General features: G+C 70.2%; 15 protein-coding genes. 7 read left to right on the top strand and 8 right to left on the bottom strand.

Annotated features, from left to right (window positions below):
- Nucleotides 1-96 precede the first annotated feature (96 nt).
- Complete coding sequence (locus CU044_RS29080) at nt 97-1,587, top strand: LCP family protein (protein ID WP_129771764.1); 1,491 nt, start codon at nt 97-99, stop codon at nt 1,585-1,587.
- A 76-nt stretch (nt 1,588-1,663) separates the two neighbouring features.
- On the opposite strand, the gene CU044_RS29075 is transcribed toward CU044_RS29080, so the two are convergent.
- A complete protein-coding gene (locus tag CU044_RS29075; protein WP_129771743.1) occupies nt 1,664-2,218 on the bottom strand; it encodes an acyl-CoA thioesterase in 555 nt (184 codons plus the stop codon).
- Nucleotides 2,219-2,434: 216 nt separating this feature from the next.
- Here CU044_RS29075 and CU044_RS29070 point away from each other — a divergent pair, with 216 nt between their 5' ends.
- A complete protein-coding gene (locus CU044_RS29070; protein WP_129771742.1) occupies nt 2,435-3,694 on the top strand; it encodes an LCP family protein in 1,260 nt (419 codons plus the stop codon).
- A gap of 270 nt (nt 3,695-3,964) precedes the next feature.
- Entirely contained in the window at nt 3,965-5,560 is a 1,596-nt protein-coding gene (locus tag CU044_RS29065; protein ID WP_129771741.1) for a hypothetical protein, read from the top strand.
- On the opposite strand, the gene CU044_RS29060 is transcribed toward CU044_RS29065, so the two are convergent.
- Nucleotides 5,557-6,201 (bottom strand): DinB family protein, encoded by a 645-nt coding sequence (locus CU044_RS29060; RefSeq protein ID WP_129771740.1) that lies wholly within the window; start codon nt 6,199-6,201, stop codon nt 5,557-5,559. The two genes, CU044_RS29065 and CU044_RS29060, sit on opposite strands and share 4 nt — an antisense overlap.
- A 146-nt stretch (nt 6,202-6,347) precedes the next feature.
- Between CU044_RS29060 and CU044_RS29055 the strand changes: the two genes are divergently transcribed.
- Nucleotides 6,348-7,031, top strand: a complete 684-nt coding sequence (locus CU044_RS29055) for a class I SAM-dependent methyltransferase (protein WP_129771739.1) — start codon at nt 6,348-6,350, stop codon at nt 7,029-7,031.
- Between the two features lie 300 nt (nt 7,032-7,331).
- On the opposite strand, the gene CU044_RS29050 is transcribed toward CU044_RS29055, so the two are convergent.
- On the bottom strand, nt 7,332-8,504 hold the full coding sequence (locus CU044_RS29050) for an acyl-CoA dehydrogenase (RefSeq protein ID WP_129771738.1): 1,173 nt from the start codon (nt 8,502-8,504) through the stop codon (nt 7,332-7,334).
- 184 nt (nt 8,505-8,688) lie between these two features.
- On the opposite strand from CU044_RS29050, the gene CU044_RS29045 reads away from it, so the two are divergent.
- Entirely contained in the window at nt 8,689-10,035 is a 1,347-nt protein-coding gene (locus tag CU044_RS29045) for a UDP-glucose/GDP-mannose dehydrogenase family protein (RefSeq protein WP_129771737.1), read from the top strand.
- Nucleotides 10,036-10,159: 124 nt separating this feature from the next.
- On the opposite strand, the gene CU044_RS29040 is transcribed toward CU044_RS29045, so the two are convergent.
- From CU044_RS29040 to CU044_RS29030, 3 genes are read right to left on the bottom strand one after another with little or no spacing between them, the layout of a single operon-like run.
- Nucleotides 10,160-11,353, bottom strand: coding sequence for a dipeptidase (locus CU044_RS29040; protein ID WP_129771736.1), 1,194 nt, complete (start codon nt 11,351-11,353; stop codon nt 10,160-10,162).
- Between the two features lie 11 nt (nt 11,354-11,364).
- Nucleotides 11,365-11,940, bottom strand: a complete 576-nt coding sequence (gene purE, locus CU044_RS29035) for a 5-(carboxyamino)imidazole ribonucleotide mutase (RefSeq protein WP_129771735.1) — start codon at nt 11,938-11,940, stop codon at nt 11,365-11,367.
- Nucleotides 11,937-13,076, bottom strand: a complete 1,140-nt coding sequence (locus tag CU044_RS29030) for a 5-(carboxyamino)imidazole ribonucleotide synthase (protein ID WP_129771734.1) — start codon at nt 13,074-13,076, stop codon at nt 11,937-11,939. The genes purE and CU044_RS29030 overlap by 4 nt, the downstream gene beginning before the upstream one ends.
- A 190-nt stretch (nt 13,077-13,266) precedes the next feature.
- Here CU044_RS29030 and CU044_RS29025 point away from each other — a divergent pair, with 190 nt between their 5' ends.
- Nucleotides 13,267-13,788, top strand: a complete 522-nt coding sequence (locus tag CU044_RS29025) for a GtrA family protein (RefSeq protein ID WP_129771733.1) — start codon at nt 13,267-13,269, stop codon at nt 13,786-13,788.
- Nucleotides 13,789-13,833: 45 nt separating this feature from the next.
- On the opposite strand, the gene CU044_RS29020 is transcribed toward CU044_RS29025, so the two are convergent.
- Together CU044_RS29020 and CU044_RS29015 are read right to left on the bottom strand one after the other, a co-directional pair.
- Nucleotides 13,834-15,108 (bottom strand): ATP-binding protein, encoded by a 1,275-nt coding sequence (locus tag CU044_RS29020; RefSeq protein ID WP_129771732.1) that lies wholly within the window; start codon nt 15,106-15,108, stop codon nt 13,834-13,836.
- 6 nt (nt 15,109-15,114) lie between these two features.
- Nucleotides 15,115-15,792 carry a response regulator transcription factor gene (locus CU044_RS29015; RefSeq protein WP_129771731.1) on the bottom strand — a complete coding sequence of 226 codons (678 nt, stop codon included), beginning with the start codon at nt 15,790-15,792 and terminating at the stop codon, nt 15,115-15,117.
- A 334-nt stretch (nt 15,793-16,126) separates the two neighbouring features.
- On the opposite strand from CU044_RS29015, the gene CU044_RS29010 reads away from it, so the two are divergent.
- Nucleotides 16,127-17,650, top strand: a complete 1,524-nt coding sequence (locus tag CU044_RS29010; protein ID WP_129771730.1) for an oligopeptide:H+ symporter — start codon at nt 16,127-16,129, stop codon at nt 17,648-17,650.
- The last annotated feature ends 93 nt before the right edge of the window (nt 17,651-17,743 follow it).

Genomic DNA, 17,743 nt, shown 5'->3' with positions numbered 1-17,743 from the left:
CACGCGGAGGTGTTCCCCGTGCCCACGCCGCCCCGCACCACCCACCGCCCGGCCTCGTCCCGGCGGCCGGGGGAGCCGCAACGGCCGCGCTGGGGCATGCGGATGGCGACGACCCTCTCCGTGCTGGTGCTGGGGGCCGGCGGGATCGGCCACGCGGTGGTCACCAGCCTCGACACCGGCATCGGCCGGGTCGATCCGTTCAAGGACATGAAGAACCGCCCCTCCGCGGGCCACGGTCTCAACCTCCTGCTCGTCGGCACGGACGGCCGCGACAAGATCACGGAGGAGGAGCGGCAGAAGTACCGGCTCGGCGGCCACCCCTGCCGCTGCACCGACACGATCATGCTGGTGCATCTCTCCGCGGACGGTGAGCGCGCGAGCGTCGTGAGCGTGCCGCGCGACAGTTACGCGGAGCTTCCCGAGCACACCGACGCGGTCACCGGCAAACGTCATGAGCCGCACCCGGTGAAGCTCAACGCGGCGTACGCGGAGGGCGGGCCGCATCTGACGGTCAGCACCGTCGAACGCATGACGGGGGTGAAGATCAGCCACTATCTGGAGGTCGACTTCACCAGCTTCATGAAGACGGTGGACGCCCTGGGCGGCGTCGAGATCTGTACCCCCCGGGCGCTGAAGGACTCGTACACCGGACTCGATCTGACCCCGGGCACGCACAGCATGAACGGCGGCCAGGCGCTCCAGTACGTACGGTCCCGGCATATCGACGGCGCGGCCGACCTCGGCCGGATGGAGCGCCAGCAGCGCTTCCTGGCCGCTCTGATCGACCGGGCCACGAACAGCGGAGTGCTGCTGAACCCGGTGCGGTTCAAGGAGGTCTCCTCGATGATGCTCGCCTCGGTACGAGCGGACGCGGGCTTCGGTACGGAGCAGCTGCTCGCCCTCAACGAGGCGATGCGCGGCTTCTCCCCTTCCTCGTCGGAGTTCACGTCGGTGCCGCTGGCCGGTGACAGCGTCTCGGTCAAGGGGGTCGGTTCCACGGTGAAGTGGGATCCGGTGAAGTCGAAGGAACTGTTCCGCGCGCTGCGCGAGGACCGACCGCTGACCACGCGGCACGGACCGGCGGCCTCACAGCCGGCCCAAAAACCGGGCTCGGGGCAGGAGCCGGGCCCGGGACGGGAATCGGGCCCGGGACGGGATTCGGCGAAGCAGGGGGATCCCGTGAAGCAGGGGGAGCCGGCCGAGCCCGCCGGGTCGGCCAGGCCGGTCGATGTGAAGCCCCAGGAGATCCGGGTGCAGGTCTACAACGGGACGCGGATGGACGGACTCGGCAAGCGGATCGACGACGCGCTGCACGCCACCGGCTTCAACACGACCCGTGCCCCGCTCGACTCCGACGGGCCGGACCAGCGGCACACGGTCGTGATGTACGACCCGCGCTGGGACCGCTCGGCCAAGTCCCTGGCGGCGGCGCTGCCGGGCAGCGAACTGCGCGCGGTGAAGCAGCAGGGCGCGACGCTCAAGGTGGTGGCGGGGGCGGACTTCACGGCGGTGACGCCGGTGCGCCCGCGGGAGGCCCCCAAGGGCCGGTTCGGGGCGATGACCGGCGACCAGGTCGTCTGTCCGTAGCCACGGCACACCGGGGCGCCGGAGAGCCGGGTGCGCCAGGAAGCCGGATGCGCCAGGAAGCCGGATGCGCCGCCGGTCAGCGGTGGTCGTCGATGCCCTCCGCCGCGCGCTTCGCCCGTAGCTCCTTGATCGCCCGCCGCCGGGCGAGCCGGTGCGTACGCCGGATCTGCGCTTCCTGGTAGCGCCGCTCGTCCCGCTCCGACTCGGGGATCACCGGGGGTACGGGCCGGGGCCTGCCCTCCGCGTCCACGGCGGCGAAGACCAGATAGGCGCTGCCGACCTGGGTCGCCGGAGTGGACTCGTTCCAGCGCTCGGCCATGACCCGGACGCCGACCTCCATCGAGGACCGCCCGGTCCAGTTGACCTGGGCACGGACATGGACGAGGTCCCCGACCCGTACCGGCACGAGGAAGACCATCTCGTCCATCGAGGCGGTGACCGCGGGCCCGCCGGAGTGGCGTCCGGCGACGGCGCCCGCCGCGTCGTCGACCAGCTTCATGATCACTCCGCCGTGCACCGTACCGAGGAGGTTGGTGTCGCTGCCGGTCATGATGTGGCTGAGCGTGGTGCGTGAGGCGGAGGTGGGCTTACCCGGGAGATCGCTTTCCGGGGAGGGGGCCTGAGCTGTCATGTTCTCCACCCTATGCGGGGCTCCCACACGGCCCCGGAGGGCTCCCGTCCGACCCCGGGGGGGGGCTCCCTCGGCCCCCCGGGGTCGCCGTGGGTGACCACCCGGGCGACGCCAGTGCCCCGGCGTGGTCCGCATTGCATCAGCTTGGCAACAGCCCCGACCCGATTTCCCACCTCCCCTGTCTGGCGCACACCCCGGCCCGGCACACTGTTCCGCATGAATGATTGGCCCGATGGATGGACCGGCGACCGCCGCGAGCGGAGCAACCGTTACGGGCGCGGCAGCGCGGGCGCGCAGCCCGAGGGCGCGCGCGCGATGCCGCATGTGCAGCCCCGCGGTGTCCCTCAGCAGTCCCAGGGGTACGACCGGGGCCATGAGCCCGGGTACGACAGCGGGTACAACACGGGCCAGGTCTACGGCTCGCCCGCCGGCGGCGGCGGCGGGCGCGACGGCTACGGCGGTCCGCCGCCCGGCGCCCCCCGGGGACCGCAGCAGGCGCCCGACTGGCGCCGCCGCATCAAGGTCGGCGCGCTGACGCTGGTCGTGGTGATCCTCGCCGTCTCCATCGGCACGTACTTCTGGGCGGACGGGAAGCTCAAGCGCGAGGTCGATCTCTCCAAGGTCATCGAGCGGCCGGAGTCGGGCGACGGCACGAACTATCTGATCGTGGGCTCGGACAGCCGCGAGGGCATGTCCGCCGAGGAGAAGAAGAAGCTCCACACGGGCTCGGCCGAGGGCAAGCGCACCGACTCGATGATGATCCTGCACGACGGGTCGAACGGTCCGACGCTGATCTCGCTGCCGCGCGACTCGAACGTGACGATCCCGTCGTTCGTCGGCTCGGAGTCCGGCAAGACGTTCCCGAGCACGGGCCGGCAGACCAAGCTCAACGCGGCGTACGCCGAGGACGGACCCGAACTGCTCGTCCGTACCGTCGAGTTCAACACCGGTCTGCGCATCGACCACTACGTCGAGATCGGCTTCGCGGGCTTCGCCAACATCGTGGACGCGATCGGCGGGGTGGAGCTGGACATCCCGAAGGCGTTCAAGGACAAGAAGTCGGGCGCCGACTTCCAGGCGGGCACGCAGACCCTGGACGGCGAGCAGGCCCTCGCCTTCGTACGGACGCGGTACGCCTTCGCCAACAGCGACCTGGACCGTACGAAGAACCAGCAGAAGTTCCTCGCGGCCCTGGCCGCGCAGACGGCGACGCCCGGCACGATCCTCAACCCGTTCGCGTTCTACCCGACCATGGGCGCGGGGCTGGACACGCTGATCGTGGACAAGGACATGTCGCTGTGGTCCCTGGGCCAGATGTTCTTCGCGATGAAGGGCGTCACGGGCGGCGACGGCACGTCCATGAACATGCCGATCTCGGGCAGCGTGGGCGGCAATCTGCTCTGGGACAAGGCCAAGGTCAAGGAGCTGGTGAACCAGCTGAACAACGACGAGAAGGTCACGGTCTCCGGCAACTGACGCCCGGGAGCTGATCGAGGCGGCGGCGGAGATCCGTACGTACGGATCTCCGCGCTCCCGCCGGGGAGCCGCGTCCGGGCGGACCGGACGGGCGGGGCGGACAGGCGGGGCGGACAGGCGGGGCGGACCGGTCCGGATCAGGCCGGATCAGGCCGGATCACCGTAAACCCGCCTCCAGCCCCTCACCGGCGGACATCGCGTACAACCTTCCTCCCGGCCGAGAGGTCGAACGTGCCGTAGATCAACGCGTGCACGTCCGATGGAGGACCCTTGAAAAGGATCATGGCCGTGGCGACCGCCGCCGTCGCGCTCTCCGCGTCCACACTGATCGCCGCGCCCACCGCGGGGGCGGCCGAGGTCAGCCTCCGATCGTTCACATGGAGCGCCGAGGAGAACGGCAGGATCCACGTGCTCTACGAGCACTGGGACCGGAACTCGCTTCCGTCCGATGTCACCCTCCGGGTCCGCGCGAAGGGCGGTGACGCCGTACTCGCCACGCTGGGCCTCGAAGACGCCGGGCGCTGCGCCACCGCCTCCGACTGTGAGGAGCAGCAGTTCTCGACCGACCCGGTCGAACTGCCCGCGCTGGGCGTGTACACCGTCGATCTCGTGGTCAGGGCCGGCACGGCGGACGAGGTCGTCGACCGCGACAACGGCGAGCTCGACTACGGCCTCGATCCGGAGCTGATCGCCACCGCCGACCGTCAGCGGGTGTCGTACGACCACCGCGTCGTCACGGTGGACGGCACTCTCGTCGCGCGGGACCCGAACACGCACGAGGTGAAGCCGTTCGAAGGGGCCGGCGTCTACGCCCGCTACAAGGCACAGGACTTCGTGACGACGACCGTCGACAAGGCGGGCCGCTTCTCCCTGCCCTTCGACTTCAACGGGTACGAGACCGACGCGCGGCTCGACGTCTGGTTCCAGGAGAACCTGGTGTCGTTCCCGGTGACGGTCCACAAGCAGCCTCTGAAGCTGACGGTGAGCACCCCCGCCCGCTCGCTGACGGCCCCGTACGGGAGCGACGTCCCCGCGCGCGGCAAGGTGACCCGTACGGCCGACGACGGCACGGAGAAGGCCGCGGGCGGCGTCGGCGTCCTGGTCGGCGGGCAGCACATCACGAGCACCAAGGCCGACGGCACCTTCTCGGGCGCCTTCCCGGCCATGAGGAACGGCGCCGCGCGCGTGGAACTCGGCCAGGAGCCGTGGTTCGAGAAGGCCACGTCCCCGTACGACTTCCAGGTCAAGACGGCCGCCACGAGCACGTTCTCGGGGATCGAGGCCGGTGTCGACAAGAACCGGAAGGTGACCTTCAGCGGCAGGCTGGGCGTCACATCGGGCTCGTACCCCGCCGGGACGACGGGGCGGGTCTCCATCGACCACTCGCCGGACGGCCAGAACTGGACGAGCGCGGGGCAGTTCACGGCCACGTACGGAGCGGCGTTCACACAGGCGGCTCCTCCCAAGGGTTCGGCCGGCAGCTACTGGCGCCTGCGCCACCTGGGCGCCACGGGCGTGGAGAGCCGCGTTCACAAGCTCGGCCGCCAGTACACCGAGCTCCGGAGCGACGACGTCACCCCCGAGGGTGTGCGGAAGGGCACGAAGCTCACGGCCAAGGGCACGCTCATGCAGAAGTCCGGCTCCGCCTGGAAGGCGTACGCCGGCCAGAAGGTGCGCGTCTACTTCAGGGCGGCCACGCGCGGCGCGGTCTGGACGGAACTGGGCAGCGCCAGGACCCTCTCCAACGGCACGTTCAGCAAGCAGTTCACGGCGCTGCGCGACGGCACCTGGCAGATGCGCTACGTCGACACGGTGAAGACGCACTACGCGTCGAGCGGCCGCGAGGACTACGTCGACGTGCGCTAGGAACCCGTCGTACGGGGCGTACGCGGCGGGTTGGGTGCGCTGGGCGTACTGGGCGCACGGAAGGCCCCCGCCGCGCGCTCCAGCCGGGTCCGGTAGTCCTCCCACCACGACGGATCGCCGGGCGGAATGTTGTCGTTGCCCTCCGCCATTCCCACGGCCCCGTCGATGAGTTCCCGGACGATGTCGGCGTGGCCGGCGTGCCGGTGCGTTTCGGCGATCACCCGGACCAGGACGTGGTGCAGTGTCACCTCTCTCCGCTCCTCCGGCCACCAGGAGACGTGACCGGTCGCGTCGAGCGGCAGCGTGGCGATGGTGGTGTCCGAGTGCTGCCATGCCTGCCGGTAGAGCCCGACGATCCACTCGCGGGACTCGTCCTCGGTGGCCCACATGTCCGCGCCCGGCTCGGCGCCCACCCCGTACCAGGCCGGCGGCTCGTCGAAGAACCGTCGCCCGAACGTATCGCCGAAGTACCCCAACTCCACTGCGGCGACGTGCTTGACCAGGCCCAGCAGATTCGTGCCGGTCGGCGTCAGCGGACGCCGGAGGTCGTACTCCGAGAGCCCGTCGAGCTTCCAGAGCAGTGCTTCGCGGGCGGTTCTCAGGTAGTGGAGAAGGTCCGTTTTCGCTTCCGGTTCGATCATGCCGGGCAGTCTCCCACCCGGCACTGACAGCCGGTCCCGGGCGAGGGCCGGCCTCGTTCGGGTGATCGTGCCGCCCGGACCGGAGAACCACCGGGGAGTCGGGGTAGAGCAGGAGCGTCGGCCGGCCGGTGAGAGAGGTGGGGACTGTGGAGCGTACGCAGGACAGAGGTTCCGAGGACATCGCCGGTTCCGAGGACATCGCCGGGCTGGCGTCGCAGGCGGCGGAGACGGCGGCGTACTTCGACTCCCTGGGCCTTGGCTACCAGCGAGCCTTCGAGGGCAGGAAGACCTCCCAGATCCAGGCGGCCGAGCGTCTGATGAGCCGGCTGGACCCCGGTGCCCGGGTGCTGGACGTGGGGTGCGGTACGGGGCTGCCGACCGCCGGGCAGCTGAGCGAGGGCGGCATGGACGTCACCGGGATCGACGTCTCCGAGGGTCTGCTCGCCCACGCCCGCCGCCAGGTTCCGGGAGCACGCTTCGTCAAGGCCGATCTCTTCGACCGGAGAGCGGACATCGGATCGTTCGACGCTGTCGTGAGCTTCTACGCCCTCGTCGACCTGACGGCGGACGCGTTCATCGCCGCGCTGGAGAGACTGCGGGATCTCACGGTCACCGGCGGCACGCTGCTGGTCGCCGTTTCGGAGCGGCGTACCGACGACGAGGTGCGGTTCATGGACACGACCTACCGGCCTGCCCTGTGCCGGCGTGAGGACCTCGCCGACTGGGCCCGCCAAGCGGGGCTGCGGGTGGACGAGTTGGAGATCTGTCCCGAGCAGGGATCCGAGGGGCAGCCCGAGACCGGTCTCTATCTCTGGGCCCGGCGCGCGTGAGCGGCCCCTCCTCGGTCCCCGGCGTCACCGAGCACCCGGACCGGTCGGGGGGACAGCATGGGTTCCTCCTGCGTGTTCGCGAACGTTGACAGGGGAATTGCACCGGAGCCGCCACTGCCCGCCGGGAGGTTGACTCGATGGTGGGCCTGCCGAGCCCCGGCCGTGCCGAACTGACGCCCGAGGGCGGTCGGTTGGGGGCACGGGCCGGGCGCTCTTGGGTACGTACCGCTGGAGCGCGGAGGGCCCGCCCCGCGCCGATGATCCACGCGGGACGGGCCCCTCACCACGCCCATGGCAGCGTTACGGCAGGTTCCTCGCCATCACGATGCGCTGGACCTGGTTCGTGCCCTCGTAGATCTGCGTGATCTTGGCGTCGCGCATCATGCGCTCGACCGGGTAGTCGCGTGTGTAGCCGTAGCCGCCGAGGAGTTGGACCGCGTCCGTGGTGATCTCCATGGCCGCGTCGGACGCGAAGCACTTGGCCGCCGCGCCGAAGAAGGTGAGGTCCTCCTTGGCGCTGCCCGCGGAGACGCGCTCCGACCTGGCCGCGGCGGAGTAGGTGAGCTGGCGGGCCGCTTCCAGCTTCATGGCCATGTCGGCGAGCATGAACTGCACGCCCTGGAAGTCGGCGATCGGCTTGCCGAACTGCTTGCGCTCCTGGACGTAGCCCTTCGCGTAGTCCAGCGCGCCCTGCGCGATGCCGAGTGCCTGGGCCGCGATCGTGATGCGGGTGTGGTCCAGGGTCTTCATGGCGGTGGCGAAGCCGGTGCCCTCCTCGCCGATCAGCCGGTCCGCGGGGATGCGGACGTTGTCGAGGTAGACCTCGCGGGTCGGCGAGCCCTTGATGCCCAGCTTCTTCTCCGGGGCGCCGAAGGAGACGCCCTCGTCGCCCTTCTCGACCACGAACGCGCTGATGCCCTTGGTGCGCTTGTCCGGGTCGGTGACGGCCATGACCGTGTAGTACTCGGAGACGCCCGCGTTGGTGATCCAGCGCTTCACGCCGTTGAGGACGTAGTGGTCGCCGTCCCGTACCGCCTTGGTCTTCATCCCGCCCGCGTCGGAGCCCGCGTCCGGCTCGGAGAGGCAGTACGAGAACATCGCGTCGCCCTTGGCCAGCGGGCCCAGGTAGGTCTTCTTCAGGTTCTCGGAGCCGGAGAGGATCACCGGCAGCGAGCCGAGCTTGTTCACGGCCGGGATCAGGGAGGACGAGGCGCAGACCCGGGCGATCTCCTCGATGACGATCACCGTGGCGAGGGCATCGGCACCGGCCCCGCCGTACTCCTCGGGCACATGGACCGCGTGCAGATCGGAGGCCACCAGCGCGTCCAGGGCCTCCTGCGGGAAGCGCGCCTCCTCGTCCACCGCCGCGGCGAACGGGGCGATCTTCGCCTCCGCGAGCGCGCGCACGGTCTCGCGGAGCATGTCGTGCTCTTCGGACGGGCGGTACAGGTCGAAATCAGCCGATCCGGCCACGGTCTTTCACTCCCCAGGATGCTAACTACCGTTAAGTAACACAATTTTAGGGGGCCGAGGCACCGCAGGCATAGGTGAGTTTGCCGACAGCCGCTCCGTACCAGGAGAAGTGCCCCTGCGAAGCCCCCTCCACGCGCGGCTATGCTCGGGCCCGCACCTGCCCGCATCCCCCTGGAGCACTCACATGGCCCTCAAGATCACTGTGATCGGCACCGGCTATCTCGGCGCCACGCACGCCGCGGCCATGGCGGAGCTGGGCTTCGAGGTCCTCGGCCTCGATGTGGTGCCCGAGAAGATCGAACTGCTCTCCGCGGGCCGGGTCCCGATGTACGAGCCCGGTCTTGAGGAACTGCTGCGCAAACATGTAGCCGGGATCGAGGGATCGAGCGGGCGGCTTCGGTTCACCATGGACTGGGCCGAGATCGCGGAGTTCGGCGATGTGCACTTCGTCTGCGTGAACACCCCGCAGAAGCACGGCGAGTACGCCTGCGACATGTCGTACGTCGACTCCGCGATCGAGAGCCTCGCCAAGCATCTGGGCCGGCCGGCCCTGGTCGTCGGCAAGTCGACGGTGCCCGTGGGCAGCGCGGAGCGGCTCGCGGCCCGCATCGTCGAGCTGGCGCCCGCGGGCGGCGAGGTGGAGCTGGCCTGGAACCCGGAGTTCCTGCGCGAGGGCTTCGCCGTACAGGACACGCTGCACCCCGACCGGATCGTGGTGGGCGTGCGCAGCGAGCACGCCGAGCGGGTGCTGCGCGAGGTGTACGCGACGCCGGTGGGCGAGGGGTCGCCGTTCGTGGTGACGGACTTCCCGACCGCCGAGCTGGTGAAGACCTCCGCGAACTCCTTCCTGGCCACGAAGATCTCGTTCATCAACGCGATGGCGGAGGTCTGCGAGGCGGCCGGCGGGGATGTGGTGAAGCTGGCGGAGGCGCTCGGGTACGACGAGCGGATCGGCAAGAAGTTCCTGCGTGCCGGGATCGGCTTCGGCGGCGGCTGTCTGCCGAAGGACATCCGGGCGTTCATGGCGCGGGCGGGCGAGCTGGGCGCCGACCAGGCGCTGACGTTCCTGCGCGAGGTCGACTCGATCAATATGCGGCGGCGCGGTCACATGGTGGAGCTGGCGCGCGAGGCCGTGGGCGGCGACTCGTCGTTCCTGGGGAAGCGGGTCGCGGTGCTGGGCGCCACCTTCAAGCCGGACTCGGACGACGTACGGGACTCCCCCGCGCTCAATGTCGCGGGGCAGATCCATCTCCAGGGCGGCCAGGTGACGGTCTACGACCCCAAGGGCATGGACAACGCCAAGCGGCTCTTCCCGACGCTGAGGTACGCGCCGTCCGCGCTGGACGCGGTGCGCGGCGCCGATGTCGTCCTGCATCTGACGGAGTGGAGCGAGTTCCGTGAGCTGGACCCGGCCGCCCTGGGCGAGGCGGCGTCGCGCCGGCTGATCCTGGACGGACGTAACGCGCTGGACCCGGCGCGGTGGCGCGCGGCGGGCTGGACGTACCGCGCGATGGGGCGCCCGCGCGCCTGAGCCCGCGCTCGAACCCGAGCCCGCCGAAGCCGGTCCTGAGCGCTCAGGACCGGCTTTGAGGGCTCAGGCCAGCCGGCCGACCGGGGCGCCGTCCTCGCGCGCCCCGGTGGGACGGCACGGACGGTCAGCCGTCCAGTTCCCCGATGGTCGCCAGCGACGGACCGCGCTCGTCCCGCAGGCCCCGCGCCACGTCCTCCGCCGCGCGCAGCACCCGTACCGCGTTCTGCCACGTCAGCTTCGCCAGGTCCGCCGTGGACCACTGACGGGCGAGGAGTTCCGCGATCAGGTTCGGGTAACCCGCGACATCGTCCAGGCCGGCCGGGGTGAAGGCCGTGCCGTCGAAGTCGCCGCCGATGCCGATGTGGTCAATGCCGGCGGTCTCGCGCATATGGTCCAGATGGTCCGCGACCGTCGCCGCCGTGGCGTTCGGGCGGGGGTTGGACGCCTCGAACGCCTGGTGGATCTCCATCGCGCGCGCGGTGGTGTCGAGCGGGTGCAGACCGTGGGCCCGCATGTTCTCGTCCGCCGCCTGGGTCCAGGCCACCGCCGCGGGGAGGATGAACTTCGGTACGAACGTGGCCATCGCCACGCCGCCGTTCGCGGGCAGCTTCTCCAGCACATCGTCCGGGATGTTGCGGGGGTGGTCGCAGATCGCCCGTGCCGACGAGTGCGAGAAGATCACCGGCGCCCCGGTCGTGGCGAGCGCGTCGCGCATCGTCGTGGCGGCCACATGCGAGAGGTCGACCAGCATGCCGGTCCGGTTCATCTCGCGGACCACCTCGCGGCCGAAGGCCGAGAGCCCGCCCACGCCCGGCACATCGGTCGCCGAGTCCGCCCACGCGAGATTGTCGTTATGGGTGAGCGTCATATAGCGGACACCCAGGGTATGGAGGGCCCGCAGCGTGGCGAGGGAGTTGTTGATGGAGTGGCCGCCTTCGGCCCCCATCAGCGAGGCGATCCTGCCGTGCCGCCGCGCCGTCTCCATGTCGTCCGCCGTCAGGGCGCGGGACAGGTCGCCCGGGTAGCGGGCCAGCAGCCGGCCGACCACGTCGATCTGCTCCAGCGTCGCGCTGACCGCGTCGTCACCGGCCATGTCGGCCCGTACGTACACGGACCAGAACTGCGCGCCGACGCCGCCGCGCCGGAGCCGGGGGATGTCCGTGTGCAGCGTGCCCGACAGATCGTCCGCGATGTCGAGCCGGTCCAGGTCGTAGCGCACATGCTCGCGCAGCGCCCAGGGCAGGTCGTTGTGTCCGTCGACCACCGGGAAGTCGGCCAGCAGGGCTCGGGCCTCGTCGAGGAAGGGCGTGGAGTCCATGGCCGTGACCGTCACTTTCCGAATCCGAAGTGATCCGCGCCTTCGGCCTTCGCGCGCAGCCGCTTGCCCTTCACCGTCGCCTGGTCGTTCAGCTCCTGCTGGAACTCCCGCATCCTGGCCTGGAGTTCGGGGTCGTGGGCGGCGAGGATACGGGCGGCCAGCAGCCCCGCGTTCCGGGCGCCGCCGACCGAGACCGTGGCGACCGGCACACCGGCCGGCATCTGGACGATGGACAGCAGCGAGTCCATGCCGTCGAGGTACTTCAGCGGTACGGGGACGCCGATCACCGGCAGCGGGGTCACCGACGCGAGCATGCCCGGCAGGTGCGCCGCGCCGCCCGCGCCCGCGATGATCGCCTTGAGGCCGCGCCCGGCGGCCTCCTCGCCGTACGCGATCATCTCGCGCGGCATGCGGTGCGCGGAGACGACATCCACCTCGTACGGGATCTCGAACTCGTGGAGGGCCTTCGCGGCGGCCTCCATGACGGGCCAGTCGGAGTCCGAGCCCATGACGACGCCGACCAGGGGTGTGGTGCGCGCGTCGGCGCCCGATGAGGGGCGGTGGCCGGGTGACGGGTGGGCTGTCATTCGGTGATCGTTCCTCGGAGGTAGCCGGCGGCGTGGCGGGCGCGCTCCAGCACGTCGTCCAGGTCGTCGCCGTAGGTGTTGACATGCCCTACCTTGCGGCCGGGTTTCACGTCCTTGCCATACATATGGATCTTCAGCTGCGGGTCCCGGGCCATGCAGTGCAGATAGGCCGCGTACATGTCCGGATAGTCGCCGCCCAGCACATTGCACATAACCGTCCAGGGCGCACGCGGGCGCGGGTCGCCGAGCGGCAGATCGAGTACGGCGCGCACATGGTTGGCGAACTGCGAGGTGATCGCGCCGTCCTGGGTCCAGTGCCCGGAGTTGTGCGGGCGCATCGCCAGCTCGTTGACGAGGATCCTGCCGTCCCGGGTCTCGAACAGCTCCACCGCGAGATGGCCCACGACCCCCAGTTCGGCGGCTATCCGCAGGGCGAGCAGCTGGGCCTCGCCCGCCAGCTCGTCCGGCAGACCGGGCGCCGGGGCGATGACGGTGTCGCAGACGCCGTCGACCTGCCGGGACTCGACCACGGGGTACGCCACGGCCTGGCCGTGCGGGGAGCGGACGATGTTCGCGGCCAGCTCCCGTACGAAGTCGACCTTCTCCTCGGCGAGCACGGGGACCCCGGCCAGGAAGGGCTGCCCGGCCTCCTCCGCGGACCGTACGAACCAGACGCCCTTGCCGTCGTAGCCGCCGCGCACCGTCTTGAGGATGACCGGGAAGCCGCCCACCTCGGCGGCGAAGGCCGCCGCGTCGGCCGGGCCTGTGACGATGCGGTGGCGCGGACAGGGGGCGCCCAGCTCGGTCAGTCTGGCCCGCATCACGCCTTTGTCCTGGGCGTGCACCAACGCGTCCGGGCCCGGCCTGACGGGGATGCCGTCCGCCTCCAGGGCGCGCAGATGCTCGATCGGTACATGCTCATGATCGAACGTGATCACATCGCAGCCGCGCGCGAAGTCACGCAGCGTGTCCAGGTCGCGGTAGTCGCCGACGACGACCTCGCTCACCACCTGGGCAGCCGAGTCCTGCGGGGTGTCACTGAGGAGCTTGAATCTGAGGCCGAGGGGGATGCCCGCCTCGTGGGTCATACGGGCGAGCTGACCGCCGCCGACCATGCCGACTACCGGGAATGTCACGCCCCCAGGGTATCCGCCGCCCGGCGGACCCGGCCCCGCGCACGGCCGCGCCCCTGTCCCGCACGGGCGTCCCCCGTACGGGCGCCACCCACCGTGACCGAGTGTGACGTACGGTCGCCCAGGCGGCCGAAGGGGCCGCTGGTTAGCATGGTTCGGAACTGACGCCGACCGGACGGGGCTGAACGGGCATATGAGCGAACGGGGCGCACTCCGCGTGCGACTGGACCGGCTCGTCCGCGAGGTGGTCAAGTTCGGCGCGGTGGGCGGCGCGGGGCTGCTGGTCAACCTGCTGGTCTTCAATCTCGTGCGGCACACCACCACGCTCCCCGTGGTCCGGGCCAGCATCCTGGCCACCGTCGTCGCGATCGCCTTCAACTACGTGGGCTTCCGCTACTTCACCTACCGGGACCGGGACAAGAGCCGGCGCACGAAGGAGCTGACGCTCTTCCTGCTGTTCAGCGTGGTCGGCCTGGTCATCGAGAACGGTGTGCTCTACGCGGCGACGTACGGCTTCGGCTGGGACAGCCCGCTCCAGAGCAATGTGTTCAAGTTCCTCGGCATCGGGATCGCGACGCTCTTCCGCTTCTGGTCGTACCGCACCTGGGTGTTCCGCGCCCAGCCCGCGGCGGCGGCAGCGGCGGGGGCCGTGGATCTGCCGGACGAATCGTTCCTGGAGCGGAAGCCCACGCCCCCCGACCGCGTCCGCGGCTGACAAGCCGTACCCCGGGCCCATGTCCCCCGGAACGCCATGCGCCGGTCAGCGGACCGGCGGTTCCGGGGACTTCGGCGCCTTGCGCGTACCGGCCTCCCGGCTGAGGAAGAGCGCGAAGACCGGCGGCTGCTGCTGGAGCAGTTCCAGCCGGCCGCCGTCCGCCTCGGCCAGGTCGCGGGCGACGGCGAGGCCGATCCCGGTGGAGTTGCGGCCGCTGATGGTGCGCTCGAAGATCCGCGCCCCGAGGTCCGCCGGGACGCCCGGACCCTCGTCGGTCACCTCGATGACGGACTGGTTGCCGGTGACGCGGGTGCGCAGGGCGACCGTACCGCCGCCGTGCATGAGTGAGTTCTCGATCAGCGCCGCCAGCACCTGGGCGACCGCGCCGGGCGTACCGACGGCCCGCATCCCCTGCCGGCCCGAGCAGACGACGGCCCGCCCCGCACTGCGGTAGGCCGGGCGCCACTCCTCGATCTGCTGTTTGACAACCTCGTCGAGATCGAAGGCGACGGCGGAGCCGGTACGCGGATCGCGCGCGTTGGTGAGCAGCCGTTCCACCACATCGGTCAGCCGCTCGACCTGCGCCAGCGCGACCATCGCCTCCTCCTTCACCGTGTCCAGGTCATCGGTGGCGGAGATCTCCTCCAGCCGCATGGACAGGGCGGTCAGCGGCGTGCGGAGCTGGTGCGAGGCGTCCGCGGCGAGCCGCCGTTCGGCGGTGAGCATCCGGGCGATGCGCTCGGCGCTGGAGTCGAGGACATCGGCGACCCGGTCCAGCTCGGGCACCGCGTACCGCTTGTGCCGGGGGCGCGGGTCGCCGGAGCCGAGGCGCTCCGCGGTCTCCGCGAGATCGGTGAGCGGGGAGGCGAGCTTGTTGGCCTGGCGTACGGCGAGCAGGACGGCGGCGATGACCGCGAGCAGCGCCACCGCGCCGATGATCAGCAGTGTGCGGCCGACCTCACGGGTCACGGAGGAGCGGGGCTCCTCGACGATGACGGTCTCGCCCTCCTCGCCCTTCGCCTTGCCCCGGATGACGCTGCCGGTCGGCCGCTCGCCGATCTGTACGACGGGCCGGCCCGGGATCTCGATCCGGGCGTACCGCGTCCGGTCGATCTGCTCGGCCAGCACCTTGGCGGTGACGTTGTCGCCGCCGAGGAGGCGGCCGTCGACGATGCTCACCAGCCGCACCGCCTCGGAGTCCACGCTCTCCTGGGCGCTGCTGCTGATCGTGCGGGTCTCGACGATGACGAGCGAGACCCCGAAGACGGCGATGACGACCAGCACCACGGCGAGCGTGGAGTTGATCAGACGACGGCGCAAGGTGCCTTAGCTCTTCTCGAACCGGAAGCCGACGCCCCGCACGGTGGCGATATAGCGCGGGTTGGCGGCGTCGTCCCCGAGCTTCTTGCGCAGCCAGGAGATATGCATGTCGAGGGTCTTGGTCGACGACCACCAGGTGGTGTCCCAGACCTCGCGCATCAGCTGGTCGCGGGTGACGACCCGGCCCGCGTCCCGGACAAGGACCCGCAGCAGGTCGAACTCCTTGGCGGTGAGCTGGAGTTCCTCGTCGCCCATCCAGGCGCGGTGCGACTCGACATCGATCCGTACGCCATGGGTGGCGGGGGCGGGCGCGGGGTCCGAGGCGCCGCGCCTGAGCAGCGCCCGTACCCGCGCCAGCAGCTCCGCGAGCCGGAAGGGCTTGGTCACATAGTCGTCGGCGCCGGCGTCCAGGCCGACCACGGTGTCCACCTCGTCGGCGCGGGCGGTCAGCACCAGGATCGGCACGGCATGGCCTTCGGCGCGCAGCCGGCGGGCGACTTCGAGGCCGTCCATCCCGGGCAGGCCCAGGTCGAGCACGACCAGGTCGACACCGCCCTGGAGTCCGGCGTCCAGCGCGGTCGGACCGTCTTCGCGGACCTCGACCTCGTAACCCTCCCGACGCAGGGCGCGGGCCAGCGGCTCCGAGATGGAAGCGTCGTCCTCGGCGAGCAGTACACGGGTCATGGGGTGATGGTAGACCGCAGAGGGCGGCGCTTGGGCCCTGCTCGGCGACGCCTTCAGGATCACGTGCGATCAGATGATCTACCTTCGAATATAAGAGTTTGGTTCCATTAAAACCTGTGATCCATCTCTCAAGTCCTTCCTTGTACGACTCTGTCATGTCGTATGGTGTCGAGACGCCTGTAGTACCACTAGGAGACCTTTGGCCTGCTGAGTGCCGAAGGTCTCCTCTCTGCGTCACCGCGCCGGAGACGGCATGTCCCGCTCCGGCCCGCCCCCACACCGGGCGCGTCACCGCTGACCGAGCGGCGCGTCCCGAGCAAGCAAGGATCGACCCATGGCGTCCAGCCTGATGAAGGACTCGCCCAGCGCCCCCGCCGGACCCGAGAAGACCTTCTTCGGCCACCCCCGCGGACTGGCCACGCTCTTCATGACCGAGATGTGGGAGCGCTTCAGCTTCTACGGCATGAGGGCCCTGCTCACGATCTACCTGATCTCCGGTGGTCCCGACGCCTCGAAGGGGCTTCAGGGCGGCGGACTCGGGATGGATCTGGCCACCACCACGGCCGTCTACTCCATCTATCTGTCCATGGTCTATCTGCTGGCGATGCCCGGCGGCTGGCTGGGGGACAGACTCTGGGGCCCGCGCAAGACCGTCACGATCGCGGCCTGCACGATCATGCTGGGCCATCTCACCCTGGCCCTGCCGGGCACCGGAAGCTTCTTCGCCGGTCTGGCGCTGGTGGCGCTCGGCTCGGGGCTGCTGAAGGCCAATATCTCCACGATGGTCGGCCATCTCTACGACGGCCCCAACGACCCGCGCCGCGACGGCGGGTTCACCATCTTCTACATGGGCATCAACATCGGTGCCTTCTTCGCCCCGCTGATCATCGGCACCGTCGGCGAGACCTACAACTGGCACCTCGGCTTCGCCCTCGCCGCCGTCGGCATGGGGATCGGCCTGGTCATGTTCCTGCTCGGCACGAAGCATCTGAGCCCGGAGAGCAGCCGCGTGCCGACCCCGCTCTCCCGCGAGGAGCGCGTCACCTGGCTGCGCAAGGGCATGACGTGGCTGCTGATCGCCGCCGTCTTCTATGGCGTCGTCGGCCTCAGCGGCAACTTCACCCTCAACTGGGCGATGGTCCCGCTGACGCTCGCGGGCATCGCGATCCCGGCCGCCGTACTGATCCGGATAAAGCGCGACAAGGAACTGTCGGCGGCCGAGCAGACCAGGATGTCCGGGTACATCTGGTTCTTCGTGGCCGCGGCCGTGTTCTGGATGATCTACGACCAAGGCGGCTCCACGGTCCAGGCGTTCGGTACGACGAAGGCCTCCGGCGAGCTGTTCGGGCTGGGCTTCCCGTCGTCCTGGTACCAGTCGCTGAACCCCGTGTTCATCATGGCGCTCGCGCCGGTCTTCGCCTGGTTCTGGCTCTGGCTGAGCCGCCGGGGACAGGAGCCGAGCACGGTCGTGAAGTTCGCCGCCGGGCTGTTCCTCGTCGGCGTCTCGTTCTTCTTCTTCCTGATCCCGCTGGCGATGGCGGCGGACGGCACGCTGGTCAGCCCGATGTGGCTGGTGGGCATCTATCTGATCCAGACCGTGGGCGAGCTGTGCGTCTCGCCGGTGGGCCTGTCGGTGACGACGAAGATGGCGCCGGGGAAGTACGCGAGCCAGATGATGGGGGTCTGGTTCCTGGCGGTCACCGCGGGCGACTCCGTGACCGGTCTGCTCTCCATCGGCGGCGTCGATCTGGGGAAGACGGGCGTGGTGGCCCTGGAGGCGCTGCTGGCGTGCCTCGCCGGCTTCGCGGTCTTCATGTACCGCAGGAAGGTGCGGGCACTGATGGGCGACATCCGCTAGGGTCTTTCGTTTGGATCAGGCCGGATCAGGGAGCGGGGTCTGGTGGAGGGGGTCCCTCCCGTGCCGTTCAGGCTACGGGGGAGGATCGCAAGG

The organism is Streptomyces sp. L-9-10 (assembly GCF_004151105.1).
Lineage (GTDB): Bacteria > Actinomycetota > Actinomycetes > Streptomycetales > Streptomycetaceae > Streptomyces.
This window is presented reverse-complemented; position numbering and strand designations above follow the sequence as displayed.

Excerpts from the sequence above, each read along its gene's own strand:
- CU044_RS29025 (WP_129771733.1), top strand. The coding sequence starts at position 13,267 with ATGAGCGAACGGGGCGCACTCCGCGTGCGACTGGACCGGCTCGTCCGC.
- CU044_RS29015 (WP_129771731.1), bottom strand. The coding sequence starts at position 15,792 with ATGACCCGTGTACTGCTCGCCGAGGACGACGCTTCCATCTCGGAGCCG.
- CU044_RS29080 (WP_129771764.1), top strand. The coding sequence starts at position 97 with ATGCGGATGGCGACGACCCTCTCCGTGCTGGTGCTGGGGGCCGGCGGG.
- CU044_RS29010 (WP_129771730.1), top strand. The coding sequence starts at position 16,127 with ATGGCGTCCAGCCTGATGAAGGACTCGCCCAGCGCCCCCGCCGGACCC.
- CU044_RS29060 (WP_129771740.1), bottom strand. The coding sequence starts at position 6,201 with ATGATCGAACCGGAAGCGAAAACGGACCTTCTCCACTACCTGAGAACC.
- CU044_RS29075 (WP_129771743.1), bottom strand. The coding sequence starts at position 2,218 with ATGACAGCTCAGGCCCCCTCCCCGGAAAGCGATCTCCCGGGTAAGCCC.
- CU044_RS29040 (WP_129771736.1), bottom strand. The coding sequence starts at position 11,353 with ATGGACTCCACGCCCTTCCTCGACGAGGCCCGAGCCCTGCTGGCCGAC.
- purE (WP_129771735.1), bottom strand. The coding sequence starts at position 11,940 with ATGACAGCCCACCCGTCACCCGGCCACCGCCCCTCATCGGGCGCCGAC.
- CU044_RS29070 (WP_129771742.1), top strand. The coding sequence starts at position 2,435 with ATGAATGATTGGCCCGATGGATGGACCGGCGACCGCCGCGAGCGGAGC.
- CU044_RS29045 (WP_129771737.1), top strand. The coding sequence starts at position 8,689 with ATGGCCCTCAAGATCACTGTGATCGGCACCGGCTATCTCGGCGCCACG.